Origin of the sequence: Pseudomonas brassicacearum (assembly GCF_003732175.1) — a bacterium.
GTDB classification, from domain to species: domain Bacteria; phylum Pseudomonadota; class Gammaproteobacteria; order Pseudomonadales; family Pseudomonadaceae; genus Aquipseudomonas; species Aquipseudomonas brassicacearum_G.
This window is the reverse complement of the sequence record NZ_MOBI01000022.1, coordinates 78,128-96,408: the sequence shown is the minus strand read 5'-3', so window position 1 is coordinate 96,408 and position 18,281 is coordinate 78,128. Positions and strand designations below refer to the sequence as shown.

The window sequence follows — 18,281 nt, the reverse complement described above, 5'->3', positions numbered from 1 at the left end:
GTTAAATCATTTCCTCGCCGCCCTTGCCGCCGAGAACGATTTCTCCGGCTTCGGCCATACGGCGGGCAATGGTGAGGATTTCTTTTTGTGCGGTTTCGACGTCGCTGACGCGTACCGGGCCCTTGGCCTCCAGGTCGTCGCGGAGCAATTCGGCCGCACGCTTGGACATGTTCTTGAAGATCTTTTCCTTGACGCCTTCGTCCGAGCCCTTGAGGGCCAGCACCAGCACGTCCGAGGAGACTTCGCGCAGCAACGCCTGAATTCCGCGATCGTCGACGTCGGACAGGTTGTTGAACACGAACATGAGGTCTTCGATCTGACCGGACAGGTCTTCGTCGACTTCGCGGATCGAGTCCATCAGCTGGCCTTCGATCGAGCTGTCGAGGAAGTTCATGATGTCGGCTGCACGCTTGATACCACCCAGGGTGGTGCGTGCGGCGTTGGAGTTGCCGGAGAATTGCTTCTCGAGAATCTGGTTCAGCTCTTTCAGCGCGGCAGGCTGTACGGTGTTCAGCGAAGACACGCGCAAAATAATATCAAGGCGTACTTTATGGTCGAAGTTACCGAGTACTTCGCCGGCCTGATCCGGGTCGAGATACGCCACGACGATGGCCTGGATCTGCGGGTGCTCGTAACGGATCACGTCCGCCACCGCACGCGGCTCCATCCATTTCAGGCTGTCCAGACCGCTGGTATTGCCACCCAGCAGAATACGGTCGATCAGGCCGTTGGCCTTGTCTTCGCCCAGCGCCTGGGTGAGCATCTTGCGCACATAGTCATCGGAGCCGACGCCGAGGCTGGTCTGATCGCCGACGATGTCGACGAACTCGCTCATCACCTGCTCGACCTGCTCGCGGTGCACGTTGCCCATTTGCGCCATGGCCACACCCACACGCTGGACCTCTTTGGGCCCCATGTGGCGCAGCACTTGCGCAGCATCGGTTGAACCCAGGGACAGCAGCAGAATCGCGGCTTTGTCGACCCGGCTGAGTTTGGCGATAGCGGCTCGGTTATCACTCATCTGCGTTAATCCACTCTTTCACGACCTGAGCCACACGACCCGGGTCTTCGGCCACCAGGCTCTTGATTGCGTTCAACTGTGCGTCATAGCCTTCGCTGGGGCTAGGCAGCAGAATACTTTGCGGACCACCGAGGCTGACGCGGTCGTTGGCCAGTTCGCCGTCCAGGCCGCCCATGCCACCGAGTTCGACATCGCTGCCAAGACCCGCCAACTGCTTGCCTTTGCCGCCACCGGTGATGTTGTTGAGCACCGGACGCAGCACGCCGAACACCAGCACCAGAATGAACAACACGCCGAGAACCTGTTTCACCACATCCCAGAACCAGGGCTGCGAGTAGAACGGAATGTCTGCGATGACTTCGCCACGCTCGGCCGAGAACGGCACGTTGATCACGCTGACGCTGTCGCCACGGCTGGCGTCAAAACCGACGGCGTCCTGCACCAGACGCGTGAAGCGCGCCAATTCATCGGCGCTCCACGGCGCACGGGTAGTTTCACCGTTGGCCGCATTGACCTTGACCTGATCATCCACAACGACCGCAACCGACAGGCGATTCAAACGGCCCTGCTGTTGCTTGGTGTGACTGATGGAACGGTCGAGTTCGAAGTTCTTGGTGGATTGTTGACGCTTGTCCGCCGGGTACGGTGCCAGCATCGGCTGACCAGTTGCCGGGTCCATGATTTGCTGGCCGTTGGCATCCAGCAGCGGCTGACCTGGCTGCACCATGCCAGCGGAAGCGCTCGAGCCACCGGTGGTTTGTGGCGCTGAAGCCGGCGATGGCGGCTGATTGCTCAGAGCACCGGGAACGCCTTGCGGGCCGTTGCTGGCCGTGCGCTGCTCGGTAGTCGATTGCTCACTGCGCAGGGCCGGCTGATCCGGGTTGAACTGCTCCGAAGTCGACTCGACTGCACTGAAGTCCACGTCGGCGGAGACTTCAGCCTTGTAGCGATCGTTACCCAGCACCGGCTGCAGAATATTGTGCACACGCTGAGTAAGCATGCTTTCCATGCGGCGGCTGTAATCGAATTGCTTGCCGGCCATGGTCAGCTCGGAGTTTTCCGCCTGATCGGAGAGCAAGGTACCTTTCTGGTCGACGACAGTGATCTGCGACTTGCTCAATTCAGGAACGGCGGTCGACACCAGGTTGATGATGGCCATGACCTGACCTGGTTCCAGCGAACGACCTGAATAAAGCTCGACCAGTACCGATGCGCTGGGCTTGCGTTCGTCACGCACGAATACCGAGCTTTTCGGAATGGCCAGGTGCACACGGGCACCCTTGACGTTGTTCAGGCTGGAAATGGTCCGCGCCAGTTCACCCTCAAGGCCGCGACGGTAACGGGTCGCCTCCATGAACTGACTGGTCCCCAGACCCTGGTCCTTGTCGAGGATTTCAAAACCGATGTTGCCGTCGCTGGGAGTGACACCAGCAGCGGCGAGCTTGAGCCGCGCACGCGCCACATCATCGGCCTTGACCAGCAAGGCTCCGGAGTTGGGTTCAACGGTGTAGGGAATGTCGGCAGCGGCCAGGGTTTCCATGACCTGCTTGGCGTCCATACCGGCAAGGCTGCCGTACAGCGGCCGATAGTCGGGTTGCTGCGACCACAGCACCACGGCAAAACCAATTGCCACGCTCGCAGCCAGGCCAACCAACAGGCCCACCTGACGCAGCATGGTCATCTCGGAGAGGTTTTCCAGAAAGGACAGACCAAACAACGGCGGTTTGCCGTCTGCTGGTGTGACCTTGGCCGGAACGTTATCGGCGACTGCTTCTGCCATGACTCAATCTCGTCCTTAAACCGGCATCTGCATGATGTCTTGGTATGCCTGAACCAGCTTGTTACGCACTTGGGTCAACGCCTGGAAAGACACGCTGGCCTTCTGCGAGGAAATCATTACATCTGTCAGGTCGACACCGCTTTTGCCAATTTCGAAAGCATTGGCCAGTTGGTTCGAAGCCTGCTGGGTGTCATTGACCTTGTTGACGGCCTGACCGAGCATGTCGGAAAAGCTGCTACCGCCCATTTCCGGCACCGCGACTGCCGCTTTCGGCTGAGCCATGGCGTCCATTTGCATGGACCGCATGTCTAACATCAACCGATTAAATTCAATACCTTGGCTCATGGTCTACTCTCTCTGACGACCCGCAATTTTTTGACACTCACTCGGCGGATAGAGTGGTGTTAGCAACAAGGGTGCCAGCTCCATGGCGACCTTTCATAAAAGTCTTGGGTGGCGCCTTACCTGTAGGAGCTGGCGAAGCCTGCGATCTTTTGGCGCATTCAAGGACACCGAAGATCAAAAGATCGCAGCCTGCGGCAGCTCCTACGGTATGCGGCGTATAGGAGCTCAGGTCGCGAACAGGCACCCTTCAACGTCCATTCCCGCATCGCGCATTTGCGCCAGCTTGTAGCGCAAGGTCCGCGGGCTGATACCCAGGCGCTCGGCCGCTTCCTTGCGCCGCCCGCGCTCGGAACGCAAGGTATCGATGATCATCTGAAACTCGCGACGCCGCAGGTCATCACCCAGCGCGCCCGCTGAATCGCCTTGTGGTGCCTCGACTTCGAGCATGCGTGACGGCATTGGAACCGGCGCCAATGCCGGCAGTGGCGCGCAAGCGACCGGCCCCGCAAGGCAAAAGTCCTGCGGCTGAATCAAACCACCCTGCTGCAAAATCAGCGCCCGCTGAATGGCGTTGTCCAGCTCACGCACGTTGCCCGGCCACGGATAACCGATCAGGCAAGCCTGGGCTTCCGGCGACAGCCTGGCAGCGGCATGCTTCATTTTATTGACGTGCTTGGCCAGCAGACGCTCGGCCAGCGGCAAGATATCGGCAGTGCGTTCACGCAACGGACGCCAGGCCAGCGGAAACACCGACAGGCGATAGTAAAGATCTTCGCGAAAACGCCCCGCCGCCACTTCACCTGCCAGATCGCGGTTAGTGGTCGCAACCACCCGGATATCCAGCACAATCGGCTTGCGTGCGCCCACGCGCTCGACTTCACGCTCCTGCAACACGCGCAACAGTTTGGCCTGAAGCCCCAAGGGCATTTCGGAAATTTCGTCGAGCAGAATGGTCCCGCCATCGGCCTGCTCGAACTTGCCGGCCTGAGCCGCAATAGCGCCGGTGAATGAGCCCTTCTCATGGCCGAACAAGGTCGCCTCGAGCATGTTGTCCGGGATCGCCGCACAATTGATCGCAATGAACGGCTGACTGGCGCGATGCGAGTGCTGGTGGATGTAACGCGCCAACACCTCTTTGCCGGTGCCCGACTCGCCCGAGATCAACACCGTCGAATCACTGCGCGCCACACGGGCTGCCAGCGCAAGCAGCTGCGCACTGGCCGGCTCGAACGCTACCGGGCCTTCGCCCTCTGCGGCGCCGAGACAACCCAAGGCATGGCGCGACACCAGATCCAGCAACGCCTTGGGCTCGAACGGCTTGACCAGATAGTCTGCCGCCCCCTGACGCATCGCATCGACGGCGCGCTCGACCGCGCCATGGGCGGTCATCAGTAACACCGGCAACTGCGGCTGACGAATTCGCAACAAGCCCAACAACTGATGACCATCCATGCCCGGCATGTTGACGTCACTGATCACCAGATTGAATGACTCGCTCGCCACGGCTTCCAGCGCATCTTCGGCAGAGCCCACTGCGGTGTAGTCGTGACCGGCCAGCAGCAGCGTATCCGTCAATGCTTCGCGCAGCGAGCGGTCATCTTCGACCAGTAAAACCTTGATTGCCATCAGCCTCTTTCCACTCCTTGAGCGCTGGAGAACAACGGCAAGACCACCACCGCACACGTGCCGCGGCCCGGCCGCGAGCGCAGCTGCAATTCTCCCTGATGAGCACGGGCCACCGCCTTGACTACGGTCAGGCCAAGGCCGGTGCCGGTGGTTTTAGTCGTAAAAAACGGCTCACCCAGGCGCGCCAGCACAGTGGGGTCGATACCGCCGCCGTTATCGCTGACGCACAGCCGAAGGGTGTTTTCACGGGTGTATAGATGGACCTTCAGACGGACATCGCCAGCACTTGCCTGAATCGCATTTTCAATCAGGTTCAGCAGCGCGCCGACCAGCGTGTCGCGATTACACAGCAATTCCCCGGCATGACTGTCGCACTGCCAACGCACCGGATAATCCTGAACATGCGTCAATGCCGCCGCTTGCAGCGATTGCAGGAGTGCCCCGGGTGTCACGCGATCAGTCAACGGCAGTTCGCCGCGAGCGAACACCAGCATGTCCCGCACCTGATGTTCGAGCTCATGCAGGCGCTCTTTCAAACGCCCGGCAAACCGTTGCTGGGTAGCGACCGGCAACTCTTGCTCAGTCAAATGACTGGCGTACAGCAATGCCGCGGACAGCGGCGTGCGAATCTGATGCGCCAGGGAAGCGACCATCCGGCCTAGGGACGACAAGCGCTCATGGCGAGCCAATTGGTCCTGCAAGTGCCGGGTTTCGGTCAGGTCGTTAAGCAGCACCAACTGGCCCGGTTCGGCATCCAGCGAGCGCGTGGCAATCGACAGGCGTCGACCATCCTTCAGGGAAATTTCATGACCGTCGTCTTCACGTGGAGCAAAGCAGCGGGCAATCACATGACGCCACAACTCGCCTTCGAGCGGCAGACCCAGCAGCTCGCTGGCCGCCGGATTGGCTTCGCGTACAATCCCCTGGGCATCGATGACGATGACGCCACCAGGCAACAAGTCGAGAAGGTTCTGCAGCCGGTTGGCCAGGCGTTCTTTTTCAGCCAGCTCTTGCATGCGCTGAGCACTGACCACCGCCAGTTCGCCCTTGAGCTCGGTGACCCGGGCTTCAAGCATGCTGTAGGAATCGGTCAGTTGGCTCGACATCTGACTGAACAGCGCGAACGCCTGCTCAAGGCCGAGCCGACTTGCCTGCTCTACAGAGAACGATTGCCCCGAAACTTCGGAGACAGGAGACATTTGGGCGGCGTGGGGCATCGTGCTCTCTCGCTTGGCTGACCGTCAGTTAAACGGAACGTTGCGAGGGACGTAGCAATACCCGTGCCTAAAAAAAACCGCCCATTATTCAGCGAGTTGAAAAACAGGCGTCAATCATCCGCCTGCTCATCACCTTCGCGACGGCTCATGCCGTACTTGCGCATCTTCTCGACCAGGGTGGTACGGCGAATGCGCAGGCGTTCGGCAGCACGCGCCACGATGCCATTGGCATCATCCAGCGCCTGCTGAATCAGGCCCTGCTCCAGACCACCGAGGTAGTCTTTGAGATCCAGCCCTTCTGGCGGCAGCATGGCGTTAGCGCTGAAGTCCGGGGTATGGCCATTGATGGCTACCCGTTCTTCAAGATCGCTGCGCAAGCTATCGACCAGTTGCTCGTCTTCGTCATCGACATAACGGAATTTCTTCGGCAACTCGACCACACCGATCACGCCGTACGGGTGCATGATCGCCATGCGCTCGACCAGGTTGGCCAGCTCACGGACGTTGCCCGGCCAGCCATGACGGCACAGCGACATGATCGCTGCCGAGTTGAAGCGAATGGAACCGCGCTTCTCGTGCTCCATGCGCGAGATCAACTCGTTCATCAGCAACGGAATATCTTCAACACGCTCACGCAGCGGCGCCATCTCGATCGGGAAAACATTGAGGCGGTAGTACAGATCCTCACGGAAGCTGCCGACCTCGATCATGCTTTCGAGATTTTTGTGGGTCGCGGCAATGATTCGCACGTCGACGCTCTGGGTCTTGTTGCTCCCCACGCGCTCGAAGGTGCGCTCCTGCAATACTCGCAACAGCTTGACCTGCATCGGCAGTGGCATGTCGCCGATCTCGTCGAGAAACAGCGTACCGCCGTTGGCCAGCTCAAAACGCCCGGCACGGCTGGTGATGGCCCCGGTAAAGGCGCCCTTCTCATGGCCGAACAGTTCGCTTTCCAGCAGCTCGGCCGGGATCGCACCGCAGTTGACCGGAACGAACGGCGCGTCGCGCCGCTTGGAGTGATAGTGCAGGTTGCGCGCGACCACTTCCTTGCCCGTACCGGACTCACCGAGGATCAGCACGCTGGCATCGGTGTCGGCCACTTGCTGCATCATCTGGCGAACATGCTGAATCGCCCGACTGGTGCCGACAAGGCTACGGAAAAGATTGGGTTCACGGTGACGACCGCGCTCACGGGCCTGGTCGTACATCTCGCGATAAACCTGGGCGCGATGCAGGGAGTCGAGCAACTTGCTGTAGCTGGGCGGCATTTCCAGTGTGGAAAGCACCCGGCGACGCTGGTCTTCCGGCAGGTCAATGGAAGAATTATCGCCCATTAACAAAACCGGAAGGAACTCATCCCAGGTAGCGAGTGTCTTTAACAGGCCCGGAAGAGAGCCAGGTGCATTTACTGTCCCGATAAGGACACAAATGACTTCACGACTTGATGACAAAGAGCCGACAGCCTGCTGCCAGTCATGGCTACCGCAGGGTAAATTTTCTTCGCCAAGAAAATTTAAAATCACCGCCAAATCGCGGCGGCGGACGCTATCGTCATCAATCAGCAGAATTTTGGTTTCACGCCACATGCAATAGCAACTTCCCTAGTCAACTCAATGCCCGAAATGAGTGGGCAAGCTAGACGCTTGCAGGCACGTTAAGCCTGATAGACGCCTGAAATCTTCAAACAGCCACTAGTTAAGTCAAAAAACCGTGCACAGTCAAATTTATGACGCATCACGGTCGGATTAACTGAGGATTAACCGAACAGATGGTAAACCTTTGCCGCGCTCTGTGCTTGATGGATCTGCGACATCTCATCGAATATTGCCTGACGCTCTCCCGTCGCCGCCTCCAGCAACTGCCGATAAACCCCCAGCAGTTCCTCGAGGTTATCGCGTAACGCCACCTCATCCAGCGAAGCCTCACTCAAGACGTCTTCCATGCAGGAACGGCAATCCAGGTCAAGTTGACCGATAGCTTCCCAGTTACGCTCGGCCAGTGCATCGACCAGGGCTTCACGGGTTTGTTCGATACGCTGCAGTACAAGACTCATGGTGATCTCCTTAAAACTGCGGACCTGGCGCTGCGATGGCGTCCCAGCCTTCCTTGACCGTCCCCAGCAAACTGGCGACTTCGTCGAGGATCTTCGGATCGCTGTTGATATTAGCCTCCGCCAGACGCTTCATCATGTAGACGTAGAGATTATCCAGCTCCCCTACTTCATCCGCCTTGTTCTCAAGGTCCAGACCTTCACGCAGGCCGCCGATGATGCCGATGGCCTTGCTGATGAATACACCTTTGCCCGGAATATCCTTGCGCTCCATGGCGCCTTTGGCCTGAGCAATACGATCCAGCCCACCCTCCATCAACATCTGCACCAACCGGTGCGGACTGGCTTCGGAGGTTTGGGCCTGTGCTCCAATTTTCTGATATTGCCGAAGGGCTAACATCGGATTCATGCTCTACCTCATCACAACTCAAGGGCTCGTATAACCAATGTATCGTCTACGAGTCAAAAAACTTTAAATTCAAAAGGCAAAAACCCGGCGTGTTAAAAACACAGCCGGGTTTTTGGCGCCTGCTCAAAAACTAGCCAGACTTCTGCGCGTTCAAGGACGTGAAGAACGAGGTGATACTGGTCGACGTCGCCTTCATCTGCCCGACCAACAGATCCATTGCGTTGTACTTGGCAGTCAACGTCGCGGTCAGAGTGGTAACCCGCAAATCCAGCGCCGCCTGCTGATTGGTCAGATCGCTTTTCTGCTTGTTCAGGCTGGTGGTGCGCTGATCAAGAATGCCACCGGTCTGCAAGTAAGGCTTGATCGCCGTACCCATTCGGGCCAGCAGACCATTGGTGCTGTTGGTGCCGGTGAACAGCGTCTGAACCTGACTACTCAATCCCTGGGTAGTCATCGCAGCAGTGAACTTGGTGGAGTCAAAGTTCAGCGTACCGAGTTTCTGATCGGTCGTGATGCCCAATTGCGACAACACCGCCAATTGCCCCCCAGGCCCGGGAGTCACCAACTGACTGCGAATATCGGCAATCAGTGAACGAGGCATCGAATCACCGGTCAGTGCCGCAGAGACGGTCAGCTTGCCATTGGCATCGGCCGAGGCCTGGGTCAGCGAGGTGACCGTTTTCACCAGCGTGTTATAGGCGTCGACGAATGACTGTATCGACGTCTGCAAACCGCTGGTGTTGGTCGCCACAGTCACCGTCGAGGTGCCCGCTGCAACCAGCGTCATGCTCAAGCCGCCCACAGCCTGGCTGACGGTGTTGGTTTTGCTGGTCACTGCCAGACCATCAACAGTCAGGCTTGCATCAGTAGCCAGCGCATTGATCGTACCGGAACTGGTCGGACCAGGGTTCGCGCCCATCACCTGGGTGCCGTCGATTGCCAGACCGGCAATACCACTGACCGTCAGATCCGAGCCTGCGCCCGTTGTGGTCGACCCGATCACCAGACGCGAACCGCTACTGTCAGTGACGATGTTGGCGGTGATGCCCTGGGCTGTCAGCGTGGTGTTGATCGCATCGCGAGTGGACTGCAGCGTCGCACCAGACGGGATAGTGACGTTATAGGCAGTGCCATTTTGACTGATATTCAAAGTACCACTCGGAATGGCACTGGTAGCACCGCCTGCAAATGAAGCACTGGCCACTTTGGAACCGGTCGCCAGGTTGTTGACTTTAATGTTGTAAGTACCGTTGACCGCAGTGTTATCAGAGGTCACGGTCAAGGTCGCCGGAGTCGACGAGGTTGCCGAAAAACCCGAAAACGCCGGACTTGTCGAGCTGTTCAGTTTGTCCATGGCAGCCTGATAAGCGGCCAAAGCACTTTTGAGCGAACCCACACCGGAAATTTTCGAGGTATTGAGCGTGCCTTGAGTGGTGATCTGAGTCTGCTTGGCCGACTTGTCACTGTTGACCAACGCTGTAACGATCGAACCGATATCCAGGCCGGAACCCAGACCTGTCCCCGGTAAAATTGGACTTGCCATGTGCATCTCCCTTTCTGTCTGTCGCCAGTCTTTTGACCACTCACGCCGTCAAATGAACGTGCAACCACTATTCATGCCAGTTGTCAGGCTTTTGCGTCGAACAGTACGTTGCTCGCCGTATTCAAACTGTCCGCCAGCTTCAACGCCTCTTCGGAAGGGATTTGTCGCACCACTTCACCTGATTCGGTGGCAATCACCTTCACGACCACCCTGCCGGAAGCCTCATCGATAGAGAATTCCAGGTTGCGCTTGATCGACTGTACGAACTTCTCGATCTCTTGCACGGCCAGTTTCAGCTTCTGCGCGTCCGCGTCCGCGTCCTTGCTTCCAGCCACAGCCTGAACGCTGTCATTACTGCTACGAGGTGCTGCAGCCGTTTTATCGACCGTCGTACTTGCCGGCTGAGCAGTCGGGTAAGACAAGTTCAGCTTCACGCTCATGTCCATATCCATCACCTCTTAACGTAAAAAGGCGAGAGAGCGCGACCAGCACACTCCCCCGCCAAAACTCATTCCGAAATTACTGAAGCAGCTTCAGTACAGCGGAAGGCAGTTGGTTGGCTTGAGCCAGAACCGAGGTGGAAGCTTGCTGCAGGGTTTGCTGCTTGGTCAGTTGAGCAGTTTCTGCTGCGAAGTCGGTGTCTTGTACGCGACCCAGTGCAGCGGTGGCGTTTTCGTTGACGTTCTGCAGGTTGGAGATGGTGCTGGTCAGACGGTTCTGTGCAGCACCGAGGTTTGCACGAACGGCACCAACGGAGGCGATTGCCGCGTCGATTGCAGTGATCGCGCCGTCGATGGCGGAACCGGCAGCAGCGCTGGTAGCACCGGTCAGAACAGTAGTACCGCTACCTACCGACAGGCTGACGGCGTCGAACTTGGTGCTCAGCGTCAGGGTGATCTGGTTGGCAGTACCGGTGTTGGAGCCCACTTGCAGGGTCATGCTGCCAGCGGAACCGTCCAGCAGGTTTTTGCCGTTCAGGTTGGTGGCCTGGGAAATACGGGTCAGCTCGTCGGACATCTGAGTGAATTCCGCGTTGGTCGCGGCCTGGTCAGCTGTGCCGTTGGTGCCGTTACGTGCCTGGACAGCCAGTTCACGCATACGTTGCAGAATGTTGGTGGTCTCTTGCAGAGCGCCTTCAGCAGTCTGAGCCATCGAGATACCGTCGTTGGCGTTTTTGATAGCGACGGTCTGACCGCGGATCTGGCTGCTCATACGAGTAGCGATCTGCAGGCCGGCAGCGTCGTCTTTGGCGCTGTTGATTTTCAGGCCGGAAGACAGGCGAGTCATGGAGGTCTGCAGCGCGTTAGCGGCATTGTTCAGGTTTTTCTGAACAGACAGAGAAGCGACGTTAGTGTTTACGCCTAAAGACATGGTGAGTTCCTCGTTGGTTGGGTACTGCGGCTTCCGGCCCTGGCAACCGCCGGGTGTGGCCTAGAGAACCTTCGTAGTAGTTATCGTCGCGATTGCAGGTTGCTTGAGGGCTTTTTTGAAAAAAATTGCCATCACACTGCCACCCCCGCGAAAACAAAGGCCTGCACAAGACCCGCGAGAGAAAAATGACGCCAGGAAATTGCCGAAAACAGAGAAGCGAGAGGGTCGCCTTGGCCAGCAGCGTACTGTTCAGAAGTGAGCGTGACTCGCCTCCAGCAAGTCGATCAATTCATACTCCATGGTGTCGGCCAACCCCAGCCAGTCCTGCGCTTCCTGAGAGGCCAGCATCGACATGAGCAATTGCGCCCACTGCAACTGGACATCTTCAGGGGCCTGACAAAACAGGTCCTGCACCTTATCGAACACATCGACCATGGTCAGCGCAGCCTCGACGTCGCGCCCGAGACGAAACAACCCGGCGCACTGCCGAGAATCGATGACACATTGTGCAAGCTCGCTCATTGCACGAACTCCTGATTGAACGTCGTCCCCACGATCATCGCCCCTGCCCGGCTGCTGTTAAAAAAGCGCACCTGCGGATGCCCGGCGATGTAGCGCTCCAGTTCACACAGATAACTGCGGAAGTTCAACTGCGTCCTGACTCGCACCCCATGCCCATCAAGCACCCAGTGCTTGGCCTGGCTCACCCCCGGCCCCAGATCACCATCGTTCCAGCCGGCGTGGGTTTTGTTCATCGGGAACGCAAAGTCGGCACCGAACAGGGTAATCCGGTCCGCCCCCATCTTCACCGCCAGATCCACGGCAGGATGAATCACGCTGCCACCGACATACAGTTCAGCCTTGCTGATCTCCTGGCGAATAGCGGCATAGACCGGGCTGGCGGAATACCCGACGTAACGCGTGCCCTGCCAGGCTTTCAACACCTGTGGGTCGCTCATTGGCAGGTACACCAAAGGGATGTTGCCGGTATCCTCGGACGGCAAGTGCCTGAAGCTGATGCGTCGGTCGATACTGACCACCAGATCCGGCCGGATGCCGTGCTCGCGCAATGGGCGGTACGCCGTATCGACACTGATGAACAACGGCCGCTGATCACGCTCGCGTATCGCCCGGAGCTGATCGAAATGCAGCTCGAGGCTTGGCCCTGTGCCGATCACATAGACTTCCCGACCGGGACACGTCGCGAACAACTCGGCCACATCGCGATCACTGCTGACGAGCTCACGACTCTCCTCCAGCCGCTCAATGATCGCTGGAGACTGCGGATCGAACTCACGATTATTGAAGGTAAGGTGCACTTCGCTGATCAGCCGATCCCGAATCTTGGCATTGAAATCATCTGCCAGCAGCATCTCGGACGGTAATGCAAAAAACGGCAGGTGGATGTCCGGCAAGTCGCCGGCATAGATCAACTCGACCCGTGAATCACTGAGCCAGTGCCGCTGATCGAGCAACTGCAACGTCAACGAGAAAATCGCGCCATTGAGGATATGCACGTACAAACGCTGAAGCTCGGCGTTTTCAAGCAGTACTGACTGCAAGTCACCCAGCCCTGTACCGTAGACATGCACCACCTCGCTTGCCGGCGGCAGACTGGCCGCTTGCAACCGCGCTTCACGCGTACGGTCATGGCGACTGGTGAGCTGGATACCGGCAATGCTCAGGGTCGACCCCAAACCTTCCACCAGCTCAGCCTGAACCGCCGCACTGTCTTCAGTCATCAACCGTACATGCAACGCCGGCCAGCGACGCTCTATCACCTGGAAATTGTCTTCAACGCTGTCGCTCATGCTGCCTCGGCTGTCATTCAGGCAAAAAAAATAGCGTCCAAGGTTACACCTTGGACGCTATTTTTATGCCACAGGATTTAGCTCAAGGACGATAAATAATCGCCGAACCCCACGAGAGCCCCACACCAAAACCGCTCAGCGCAACGCGCTTCCATTTGGCATCAAGTACGTGTTTTTCCAGCAACAACGGAATGCTCGACGACACGGTATTACCGGTCTCGACCATGTCCTTGATGAATTTCTGCGGATCACCTTCAAAACGCCGCGCCACGGCGTCAACAATCGCCGCACTGCCTTGGTGAATGCAGAAAGCATCGATATCGTCGGCGTGCAGACCGGACTCGTCGAGCAACTCGTGCAAATGCGCCGGGACTTTCAGCAATGCAAAGTTGAACACTTGACGACCGTTCATGAAGAACACCCCGTCAGTGACTTTCAGATGTGGTGCACCAGAACCGTCGGTGCCGAACTTGGCCTTGCCCAACTGCCACGGAGCATCTTCGCCCATCCAGGTCGCGGTGGCGGCATCACCGAACAGCATGGTGGTGTTGCGGTCTTCGGGGTCGACGATTTTCGAGTAAGGGTCGGCGGTCACCAACAGGCCGTTCTTCAGGCCCGCGGCTTCCATGAAACCCTTGATCGCGTAGATGCCGTACACGTAGCCAGAGCAGCCCAGGGAGATATCGAAGGCGGCAACGGTAGTGGGCAGGCCGAGCTTGTCCTGAACGATCGCTGCGGTGTGCGGCAGACCTTCTTCGTCGCCGTTCTGGGTAACGACGATCAGCACGTCGATCGATTCGCGCTTGAGCGCCGGGTTGTTGGCAAACAACGTATTGACCGCTTCGACACACAGGTCCGAGGTTTCCTGCCCGGCGTCTTTACGCGGCAGGAAAGCGGAACCGATCTTGCCCAGGATGAATTCCTCATCCTTTTCGAATTTTGCACCTTGTGCGTAATTGTCCACGCCGGCTACAGGTACGTAGCTCGCAATGCTCTTTATGCCAATCATTACGGCTTCCCAATAATAAACAGCTGAATACCCCCGTTCGCACGAATCGAGGGGCGCCGACACATAGATTTTGCGTTGCCCGCGACGGGCAACCACGGAAAGCCTAAAGGACTATCACTGAACCGATTACCGGCCAGGCGCCATCTTCCCGATCAATACAATACAGTGAAGATGCCCGTTATGACTCGCAGGTCACGCTATTTTGCGCAATCAGCCACACAAGCGCTCATTCGATCAGCGACCAGGCCAGCGCTGTGCCGCGCTTTAAAGGCCCGCGTGCACGTCGTCCGATAATGCTTTCAGCGTGTTTAGGGGCCAGTCCCAGCCCCGGGCGAATGGCTCGCAGGTTCTGTGACGTGAACACCTCACCGGCGGCCATGTCCTGGGCAACGTACAGCGAACGACGATACACCAGCGACTTCTGCTCGGCATCCGTGACGCCATAACGCACCTGGCCCATGGCCTGCCAGGCGCGCTCGGTCTCGACCACCAGGCTGGCCAGTTCGGCCGGCTCCAGCGAAAAACTCGCGTCGACGCCTCCGGCTGCCCGCTCCAGGGTGAAGTGTTTTTCCACCACCGTCGCCCCAAGGGCCACGGCCGCCACCGAAACCCCGACGCCCATCGAATGATCGGACAGCCCCACTTCGCAACCGAACAGCTCGCGCAGGTGTGGAATGGTTCGCACATTACTGTTGGCAGGCGTAGCCGGGTAGGTGCTGGTGCATTTGAGCAGCACCAGGTCCTTGCAGCCGGCCGCACGTGCCGCACGCACGGTCTCATCCAGCTCGGCGATGCTGGCCATGCCGGTGGAAATGATCAGCGGCTTGCCAGTGGCGGCGACCCGACGAATCAACGGCAGGTCAGTGTTCTCGAAACTGGCGATCTTGTAGGCCGGCACGTCGAGACTTTCGAGAAAGTCCACGGCGGTGTCATCGAACGGCGTCGAGAACGCCAGCATGCCCAACGCCTTGGCTCGGGCAAAGATCGGCGCATGCCATTCCCACGGCGTATGCGCCTTCTCATACAGTGCATACAACGAAGAGCCGGCCCAAAGGCTATTGGGGTCCTTGATAAAGAACTCGCCTTCATCCAGGTCCAGGGTCATGGTCTCGGCGGTATAGGTTTGCAATTTCAAGGCATGCGCGCCGGCCCTGGCTGCCGCCTCGACGATCTGCAATGCGACTTCCAGCGACTGATTATGGTTGCCGCTCATCTCCGCGATGATGAATGGCGGCGCTTCGGCACCGATCATGCGGTCGCCAATCTTGAAGCTAGTCATCTCTGTGGTCCTTCAATACGCGCGTGAACGCGCAAGCGCTCTGGATAAAACCGGCTTCGCGAAACAGGCTCAGCGACGGCCGGTTGGCAGGCAACACCTGCGCGGTGATGGTGCGTACTTGCGGCCAATGGGCCGTCACAAAGGCTTCGCCGCGGGCCAGCAGCGCCCTGCCCCAGCCCAGACCGAAACGGCCTTCGAACAAATAAATCGAGACTTCGGCGTTCACCCCATGAAGGTCGTAGCGCAACACGCCAACCGGGCCGTCACCGGCCTCGGCAATCAATAGCAAGCGCTGCTCATTGCTCAAACTCGCGGCCAGCCAGGCCTGGTGTGCTTGCCAGTCGATGCTGCGGTTGTCCAGCGACCAGCGCCGTACCGCCTCGGCATTACGTCCATCAAACAACAGGCGCGCATCATTTTGCGTCGCCTTGCGCACCGGCAGCACGGCACCGACCAGCGCTGCCGCGACCCGCTGCGCGCCACGGCCATCGACCAATTGCCGGGAGCGTTCGGCCAGACTCTGGCGCAAACCCTGATTACCTGCGACAAAACCGATGGCCTGGCGCAGTTGCTCGACGCTGACCTGCTCCCGCGCGCCCAGGAACACATGGGCGCCCGAAGTCGCCATGACCTCGCCATTGGCCTGCTGATTATTCGACACCGCAATACAAATCGTCGGCAGCCCCATGGCCGCCCGCTCCCAACTGGTACCGCCACCGGCACCGATGAACAGGTCGGCTTCGGTCATCAGCCGGTAAAAATCGCTGACAAAACGCTGTAAACGCCAGTTCGGGCGACTGCTCGCCAGCGCCTGCATCTGCTCCCACGCCGGGTTGTCGGCACCGGCGACGAAGTCGACTTCCAGCTCAGGGAAATCGCTCAACGCGAGCATTGCATGGTGAGTCTGCTTCGCCGCATCGAAGCCCCCGAAGTTCACCAATACGCGTTTGGCCCGGGGTTTGATTTCAATCGCCGGGCAGCAGAATTCATCGCGCAACATGGCGAAACGCGGGCCAAGCAAAGTCTGGCATCCGGGGGCAAGCAGCGAAGCATAGGCCTCTGGCGTGCCGGAAAGATTCTGGTTGAGCAGCAGATCGACACTGTAGGTGCGCGTCGCCAGATCATCCACTGCGCCGATCCGTGGTGCCCAGCGACGGGCGGCGGTCTGCCAGTGGTGATCAAGCCCGTAATGATCGGCAATGATCCAGTCGAAAGCCGCCTGCTGCTCCAGCGCTTGTCCCAGCGCGGCGATGTCCGCCTGCCATGGCAGCAGGCTCTCGATGGCTTGCAGCGGGTCTTCGTCGGGATAGCCGTCTGGCAGCGCAAAGGTTTCAAAGCCTTCAGCGGCGAGACTGTCGAGCCGATGCCCCGGCAACCGGCGACAGGCGAACGCCACGTGCGCGCCCATCCGGCGCAAGGCTCTGGCCAAGGTCAGGCAGCGGGCGATGTGGCCGCTACCAATGGTCGGCGAGGCATCGGCGCGGATCAGCACTCTCATTGCAATTCACCGCCAGCCTTCAGTGCGGCGTACAGGTACTCGGCGCGCTTCCAGTCTTCGAGGGTGTCGATGTCTTGCACCAGATAGCGCGGCAGGATCACCGGCAGACTCCGGGTTGAATACAACACATCGCCGCGCAACCAGGCACTGCTGCGGCCCCAATAGAACTGCCCGGCGTCCTGATAGGCCGGCGGCAAATCCTGGGAGCGAGTATTACCAAACTCCGGGTACAGCGCGCTCAAGGCGCCCTGATCGTCAAGGGTCAGGGCACGTTGCACCGGAAAACCGAAGTCGCACACCGAGAACGCGAACGACTTGTCCGGGTGCAGTTCCAGTCGCTGCAAACCCTGTTGCAGAAACCGCGTTTGCAGCAGTGGCGCGGTGGCGTAAATGCAACAGGCGTAATCAAAGTCGCGGCCCTGTCGATGCAGTTCTTCCAGTGCATGGACAATCACCGCCGCCGTGCCGGTGAAGTCGTCGGCCAGCGCCGCCGGGCGCACGAACGGCACCTGCGCACCACTGGCGCGGGCCAGGTCGGCAATTTCGTCATCGTCGGTGCTGACCACCACCTGGGCGAACAACCCCGAATCGAGAGCGGTTTTAATCGAACGGACAATCATCGGCACGCCGTCGAACGGCTTGAGGTTCTTGCGCGGTATGCGTTTGCTGCCACCGCGGGCCGGGATGATGGCGACGTTGCTCAACGGCGTTTTTCCAGAAGAAACCAGGTGATGTCGTCCACCGGGAATTGCGGGTCGCGGTGGTATCCAAACCCGTAATCCACCAGTTGCAAGTCATCATAGCGATCAAGCATTTCACCGGCAAAATCGCGCTTGAACAACTTGCCGCTATTACCGCGATACGACACTTCAACCGGTACCGGGTTGTAATACTCGGCAATCAGGATATACCGCCGACTCAGCTCATAGAGCTGTGCATAGGCCGCCGGCAATAACTCCGGCGCCAGATGAATCAACACGCCTTTGCTCAAGGTCAACTCGAAAGACTGCTCGCGAGGAAAGTCGAACAGCGACCCCTGCCAGACTTCCGCAATTCCCAAGGCCCGTGCCTGCTCGCAGGCCTTGGCGTTGATCTCGACGCCCTGCAAGGCACAGCCAGGCAACAGCTGATGCAAGGCGCGCAGGTTGTTGCCGGTATTGGTGCCCAACTCCAGCAGACTGTCGAGGCGCGTGGTTCTCGCCAGCGCCTTGGAAAACAACGTCAGGTTGGCAGCGATCAATGCCTGTCCCTGGTTGCGAGCCACGTACTCATCGCCAAACTCGCCCTGCCAGAAGACTTCTTGCTCGCTTAACTCACGCATG

General features: G+C 58.8%; 18 protein-coding genes. All 18 read right to left on the bottom strand.

What is annotated here, in order from left to right; all coding sequences use genetic code 11:
* Window position 1 precedes the first annotated feature (1 nt).
* The 18 genes from fliG to BK658_RS20950 all read right to left on the bottom strand — a co-directional run bounded on the left by fliG (window position 2) and on the right by BK658_RS20950 (window position 18,280).
* Window positions 2-1,021 carry a flagellar motor switch protein FliG gene (fliG, locus tag BK658_RS21035; protein ID WP_019692390.1) on the bottom strand — a complete coding sequence of 340 codons (1,020 nt, stop codon included), beginning with the start codon at window positions 1,019-1,021 and terminating at the stop codon, window positions 2-4.
* On the bottom strand, window positions 1,014-2,801 hold the full coding sequence (fliF, locus tag BK658_RS21030) for a flagellar basal-body MS-ring/collar protein FliF (protein ID WP_123583995.1): 1,788 nt from the start codon (window positions 2,799-2,801) through the stop codon (window positions 1,014-1,016). The genes fliG and fliF overlap by 8 nt, the downstream gene beginning before the upstream one ends.
* Window positions 2,802-2,816: 15 nt before the next feature.
* Window positions 2,817-3,146, bottom strand: a complete 330-nt coding sequence (gene fliE, locus BK658_RS21025; protein WP_019692392.1) for a flagellar hook-basal body complex protein FliE — start codon at window positions 3,144-3,146, stop codon at window positions 2,817-2,819.
* A 225-nt stretch (window positions 3,147-3,371) separates the two neighbouring features.
* On the bottom strand, window positions 3,372-4,772 hold the full coding sequence (locus BK658_RS21020) for a sigma-54-dependent transcriptional regulator (protein ID WP_123583994.1): 1,401 nt from the start codon (window positions 4,770-4,772) through the stop codon (window positions 3,372-3,374).
* Window positions 4,772-5,989 carry a sensor histidine kinase gene (locus BK658_RS21015; protein WP_123583993.1) on the bottom strand — a complete coding sequence of 406 codons (1,218 nt, stop codon included), beginning with the start codon at window positions 5,987-5,989 and terminating at the stop codon, window positions 4,772-4,774. Before BK658_RS21015 ends, BK658_RS21020 begins: the two co-directional genes overlap by 1 nt.
* Before the next feature lie 110 nt (window positions 5,990-6,099).
* Window positions 6,100-7,575, bottom strand: a complete 1,476-nt coding sequence (locus BK658_RS21010) for a sigma-54 dependent transcriptional regulator (RefSeq protein ID WP_103315610.1) — start codon at window positions 7,573-7,575, stop codon at window positions 6,100-6,102.
* A 170-nt stretch (window positions 7,576-7,745) separates the two neighbouring features.
* A complete protein-coding gene (gene fliT / locus BK658_RS21005; RefSeq protein ID WP_103315609.1) occupies window positions 7,746-8,042 on the bottom strand; it encodes a flagellar protein FliT in 297 nt (98 codons plus the stop codon).
* A 10-nt stretch (window positions 8,043-8,052) separates the two neighbouring features.
* On the bottom strand, window positions 8,053-8,448 hold the full coding sequence (gene fliS, locus BK658_RS21000; protein WP_123583992.1) for a flagellar export chaperone FliS: 396 nt from the start codon (window positions 8,446-8,448) through the stop codon (window positions 8,053-8,055).
* 130 nt (window positions 8,449-8,578) lie between these two features.
* A complete protein-coding gene (gene fliD / locus BK658_RS20995) occupies window positions 8,579-9,991 on the bottom strand; it encodes a flagellar filament capping protein FliD (protein WP_123583991.1) in 1,413 nt (470 codons plus the stop codon).
* 83 nt (window positions 9,992-10,074) lie between these two features.
* Window positions 10,075-10,437 carry a flagellar protein FlaG gene (locus BK658_RS20990; RefSeq protein WP_123583990.1) on the bottom strand — a complete coding sequence of 121 codons (363 nt, stop codon included), beginning with the start codon at window positions 10,435-10,437 and terminating at the stop codon, window positions 10,075-10,077.
* A 73-nt stretch (window positions 10,438-10,510) separates the two neighbouring features.
* Window positions 10,511-11,362 (bottom strand): flagellin domain-containing protein, encoded by an 852-nt coding sequence (locus tag BK658_RS20985; protein ID WP_123583989.1) that lies wholly within the window; start codon window positions 11,360-11,362, stop codon window positions 10,511-10,513.
* A gap of 249 nt (window positions 11,363-11,611) precedes the next feature.
* Window positions 11,612-11,884 (bottom strand): hypothetical protein, encoded by a 273-nt coding sequence (locus BK658_RS20980; protein WP_123583988.1) that lies wholly within the window; start codon window positions 11,882-11,884, stop codon window positions 11,612-11,614.
* A complete protein-coding gene (locus BK658_RS20975) occupies window positions 11,881-13,173 on the bottom strand; it encodes a motility associated factor glycosyltransferase family protein (protein WP_123583987.1) in 1,293 nt (430 codons plus the stop codon). The genes BK658_RS20980 and BK658_RS20975 overlap by 4 nt, the downstream gene beginning before the upstream one ends.
* Before the next feature lie 82 nt (window positions 13,174-13,255).
* The gene (locus BK658_RS20970; protein WP_123583986.1) at window positions 13,256-14,182 is read right to left on the bottom strand and encodes a ketoacyl-ACP synthase III; all 927 of its coding nucleotides are present in this window, start codon (window positions 14,180-14,182) and stop codon (window positions 13,256-13,258) included.
* Window positions 14,183-14,408: 226 nt separating this feature from the next.
* Entirely contained in the window at window positions 14,409-15,461 is a 1,053-nt protein-coding gene (gene pseI / locus BK658_RS20965; RefSeq protein ID WP_123583985.1) for a pseudaminic acid synthase, read from the bottom strand.
* On the bottom strand, window positions 15,454-16,959 hold the full coding sequence (gene pseG / locus BK658_RS20960; RefSeq protein ID WP_123583984.1) for a UDP-2,4-diacetamido-2,4,6-trideoxy-beta-L-altropyranose hydrolase: 1,506 nt from the start codon (window positions 16,957-16,959) through the stop codon (window positions 15,454-15,456). Before pseG ends, pseI begins: the two co-directional genes overlap by 8 nt.
* Window positions 16,956-17,663, bottom strand: a complete 708-nt coding sequence (pseF, locus tag BK658_RS20955) for a pseudaminic acid cytidylyltransferase (RefSeq protein WP_123583983.1) — start codon at window positions 17,661-17,663, stop codon at window positions 16,956-16,958. The genes pseG and pseF overlap by 4 nt, the downstream gene beginning before the upstream one ends.
* The gene (locus BK658_RS20950) at window positions 17,660-18,280 is read right to left on the bottom strand and encodes a pseudaminic acid biosynthesis-associated methylase (RefSeq protein ID WP_123583982.1); all 621 of its coding nucleotides are present in this window, start codon (window positions 18,278-18,280) and stop codon (window positions 17,660-17,662) included. Before BK658_RS20950 ends, pseF begins: the two co-directional genes overlap by 4 nt.
* Between the last annotated feature and the right edge of the window lies 1 nt (window position 18,281).

Bases quoted from the DNA above. Each gene is read 5' to 3' on its own strand.
- fliG (WP_019692390.1), bottom strand. From the start codon at position 1,021: ATGAGTGATAACCGAGCCGCTATCGCCAAACTCAGCCGGGTCGACAAA.
- fliF (WP_123583995.1), bottom strand. From the start codon at position 2,801: ATGGCAGAAGCAGTCGCCGATAACGTTCCGGCCAAGGTCACACCAGCA.
- fliE (WP_019692392.1), bottom strand. From the start codon at position 3,146: ATGAGCCAAGGTATTGAATTTAATCGGTTGATGTTAGACATGCGGTCC.
- BK658_RS21020 (WP_123583994.1), bottom strand. From the start codon at position 4,772: ATGGCAATCAAGGTTTTACTGGTCGAAGATGACCGCTCGCTGCGCGAA.
- BK658_RS21015 (WP_123583993.1), bottom strand. From the start codon at position 5,989: ATGCCCCACGCCGCCCAAATGTCTCCTGTCTCCGAAGTTTCGGGGCAA.
- BK658_RS21010 (WP_103315610.1), bottom strand. From the start codon at position 7,575: ATGTGGCGTGAAACCAAAATTCTGCTGATTGATGACGATAGCGTCCGC.
- fliT (WP_103315609.1), bottom strand. From the start codon at position 8,042: ATGAGTCTTGTACTGCAGCGTATCGAACAAACCCGTGAAGCCCTGGTC.
- fliS (WP_123583992.1), bottom strand. From the start codon at position 8,448: ATGAATCCGATGTTAGCCCTTCGGCAATATCAGAAAATTGGAGCACAG.
- fliD (WP_123583991.1), bottom strand. From the start codon at position 9,991: ATGGCAAGTCCAATTTTACCGGGGACAGGTCTGGGTTCCGGCCTGGAT.
- BK658_RS20990 (WP_123583990.1), bottom strand. From the start codon at position 10,437: ATGGACATGAGCGTGAAGCTGAACTTGTCTTACCCGACTGCTCAGCCG.
- BK658_RS20985 (WP_123583989.1), bottom strand. From the start codon at position 11,362: ATGTCTTTAGGCGTAAACACTAACGTCGCTTCTCTGTCTGTTCAGAAA.
- BK658_RS20980 (WP_123583988.1), bottom strand. From the start codon at position 11,884: ATGAGCGAGCTTGCACAATGTGTCATCGATTCTCGGCAGTGCGCCGGG.
- BK658_RS20975 (WP_123583987.1), bottom strand. From the start codon at position 13,173: ATGAGCGACAGCGTTGAAGACAATTTCCAGGTGATAGAGCGTCGCTGG.
- BK658_RS20970 (WP_123583986.1), bottom strand. From the start codon at position 14,182: ATGATTGGCATAAAGAGCATTGCGAGCTACGTACCTGTAGCCGGCGTG.
- pseI (WP_123583985.1), bottom strand. From the start codon at position 15,461: ATGACTAGCTTCAAGATTGGCGACCGCATGATCGGTGCCGAAGCGCCG.
- pseG (WP_123583984.1), bottom strand. From the start codon at position 16,959: ATGAGAGTGCTGATCCGCGCCGATGCCTCGCCGACCATTGGTAGCGGC.
- BK658_RS20950 (WP_123583982.1), bottom strand. From the start codon at position 18,280: ATGCGTGAGTTAAGCGAGCAAGAAGTCTTCTGGCAGGGCGAGTTTGGC.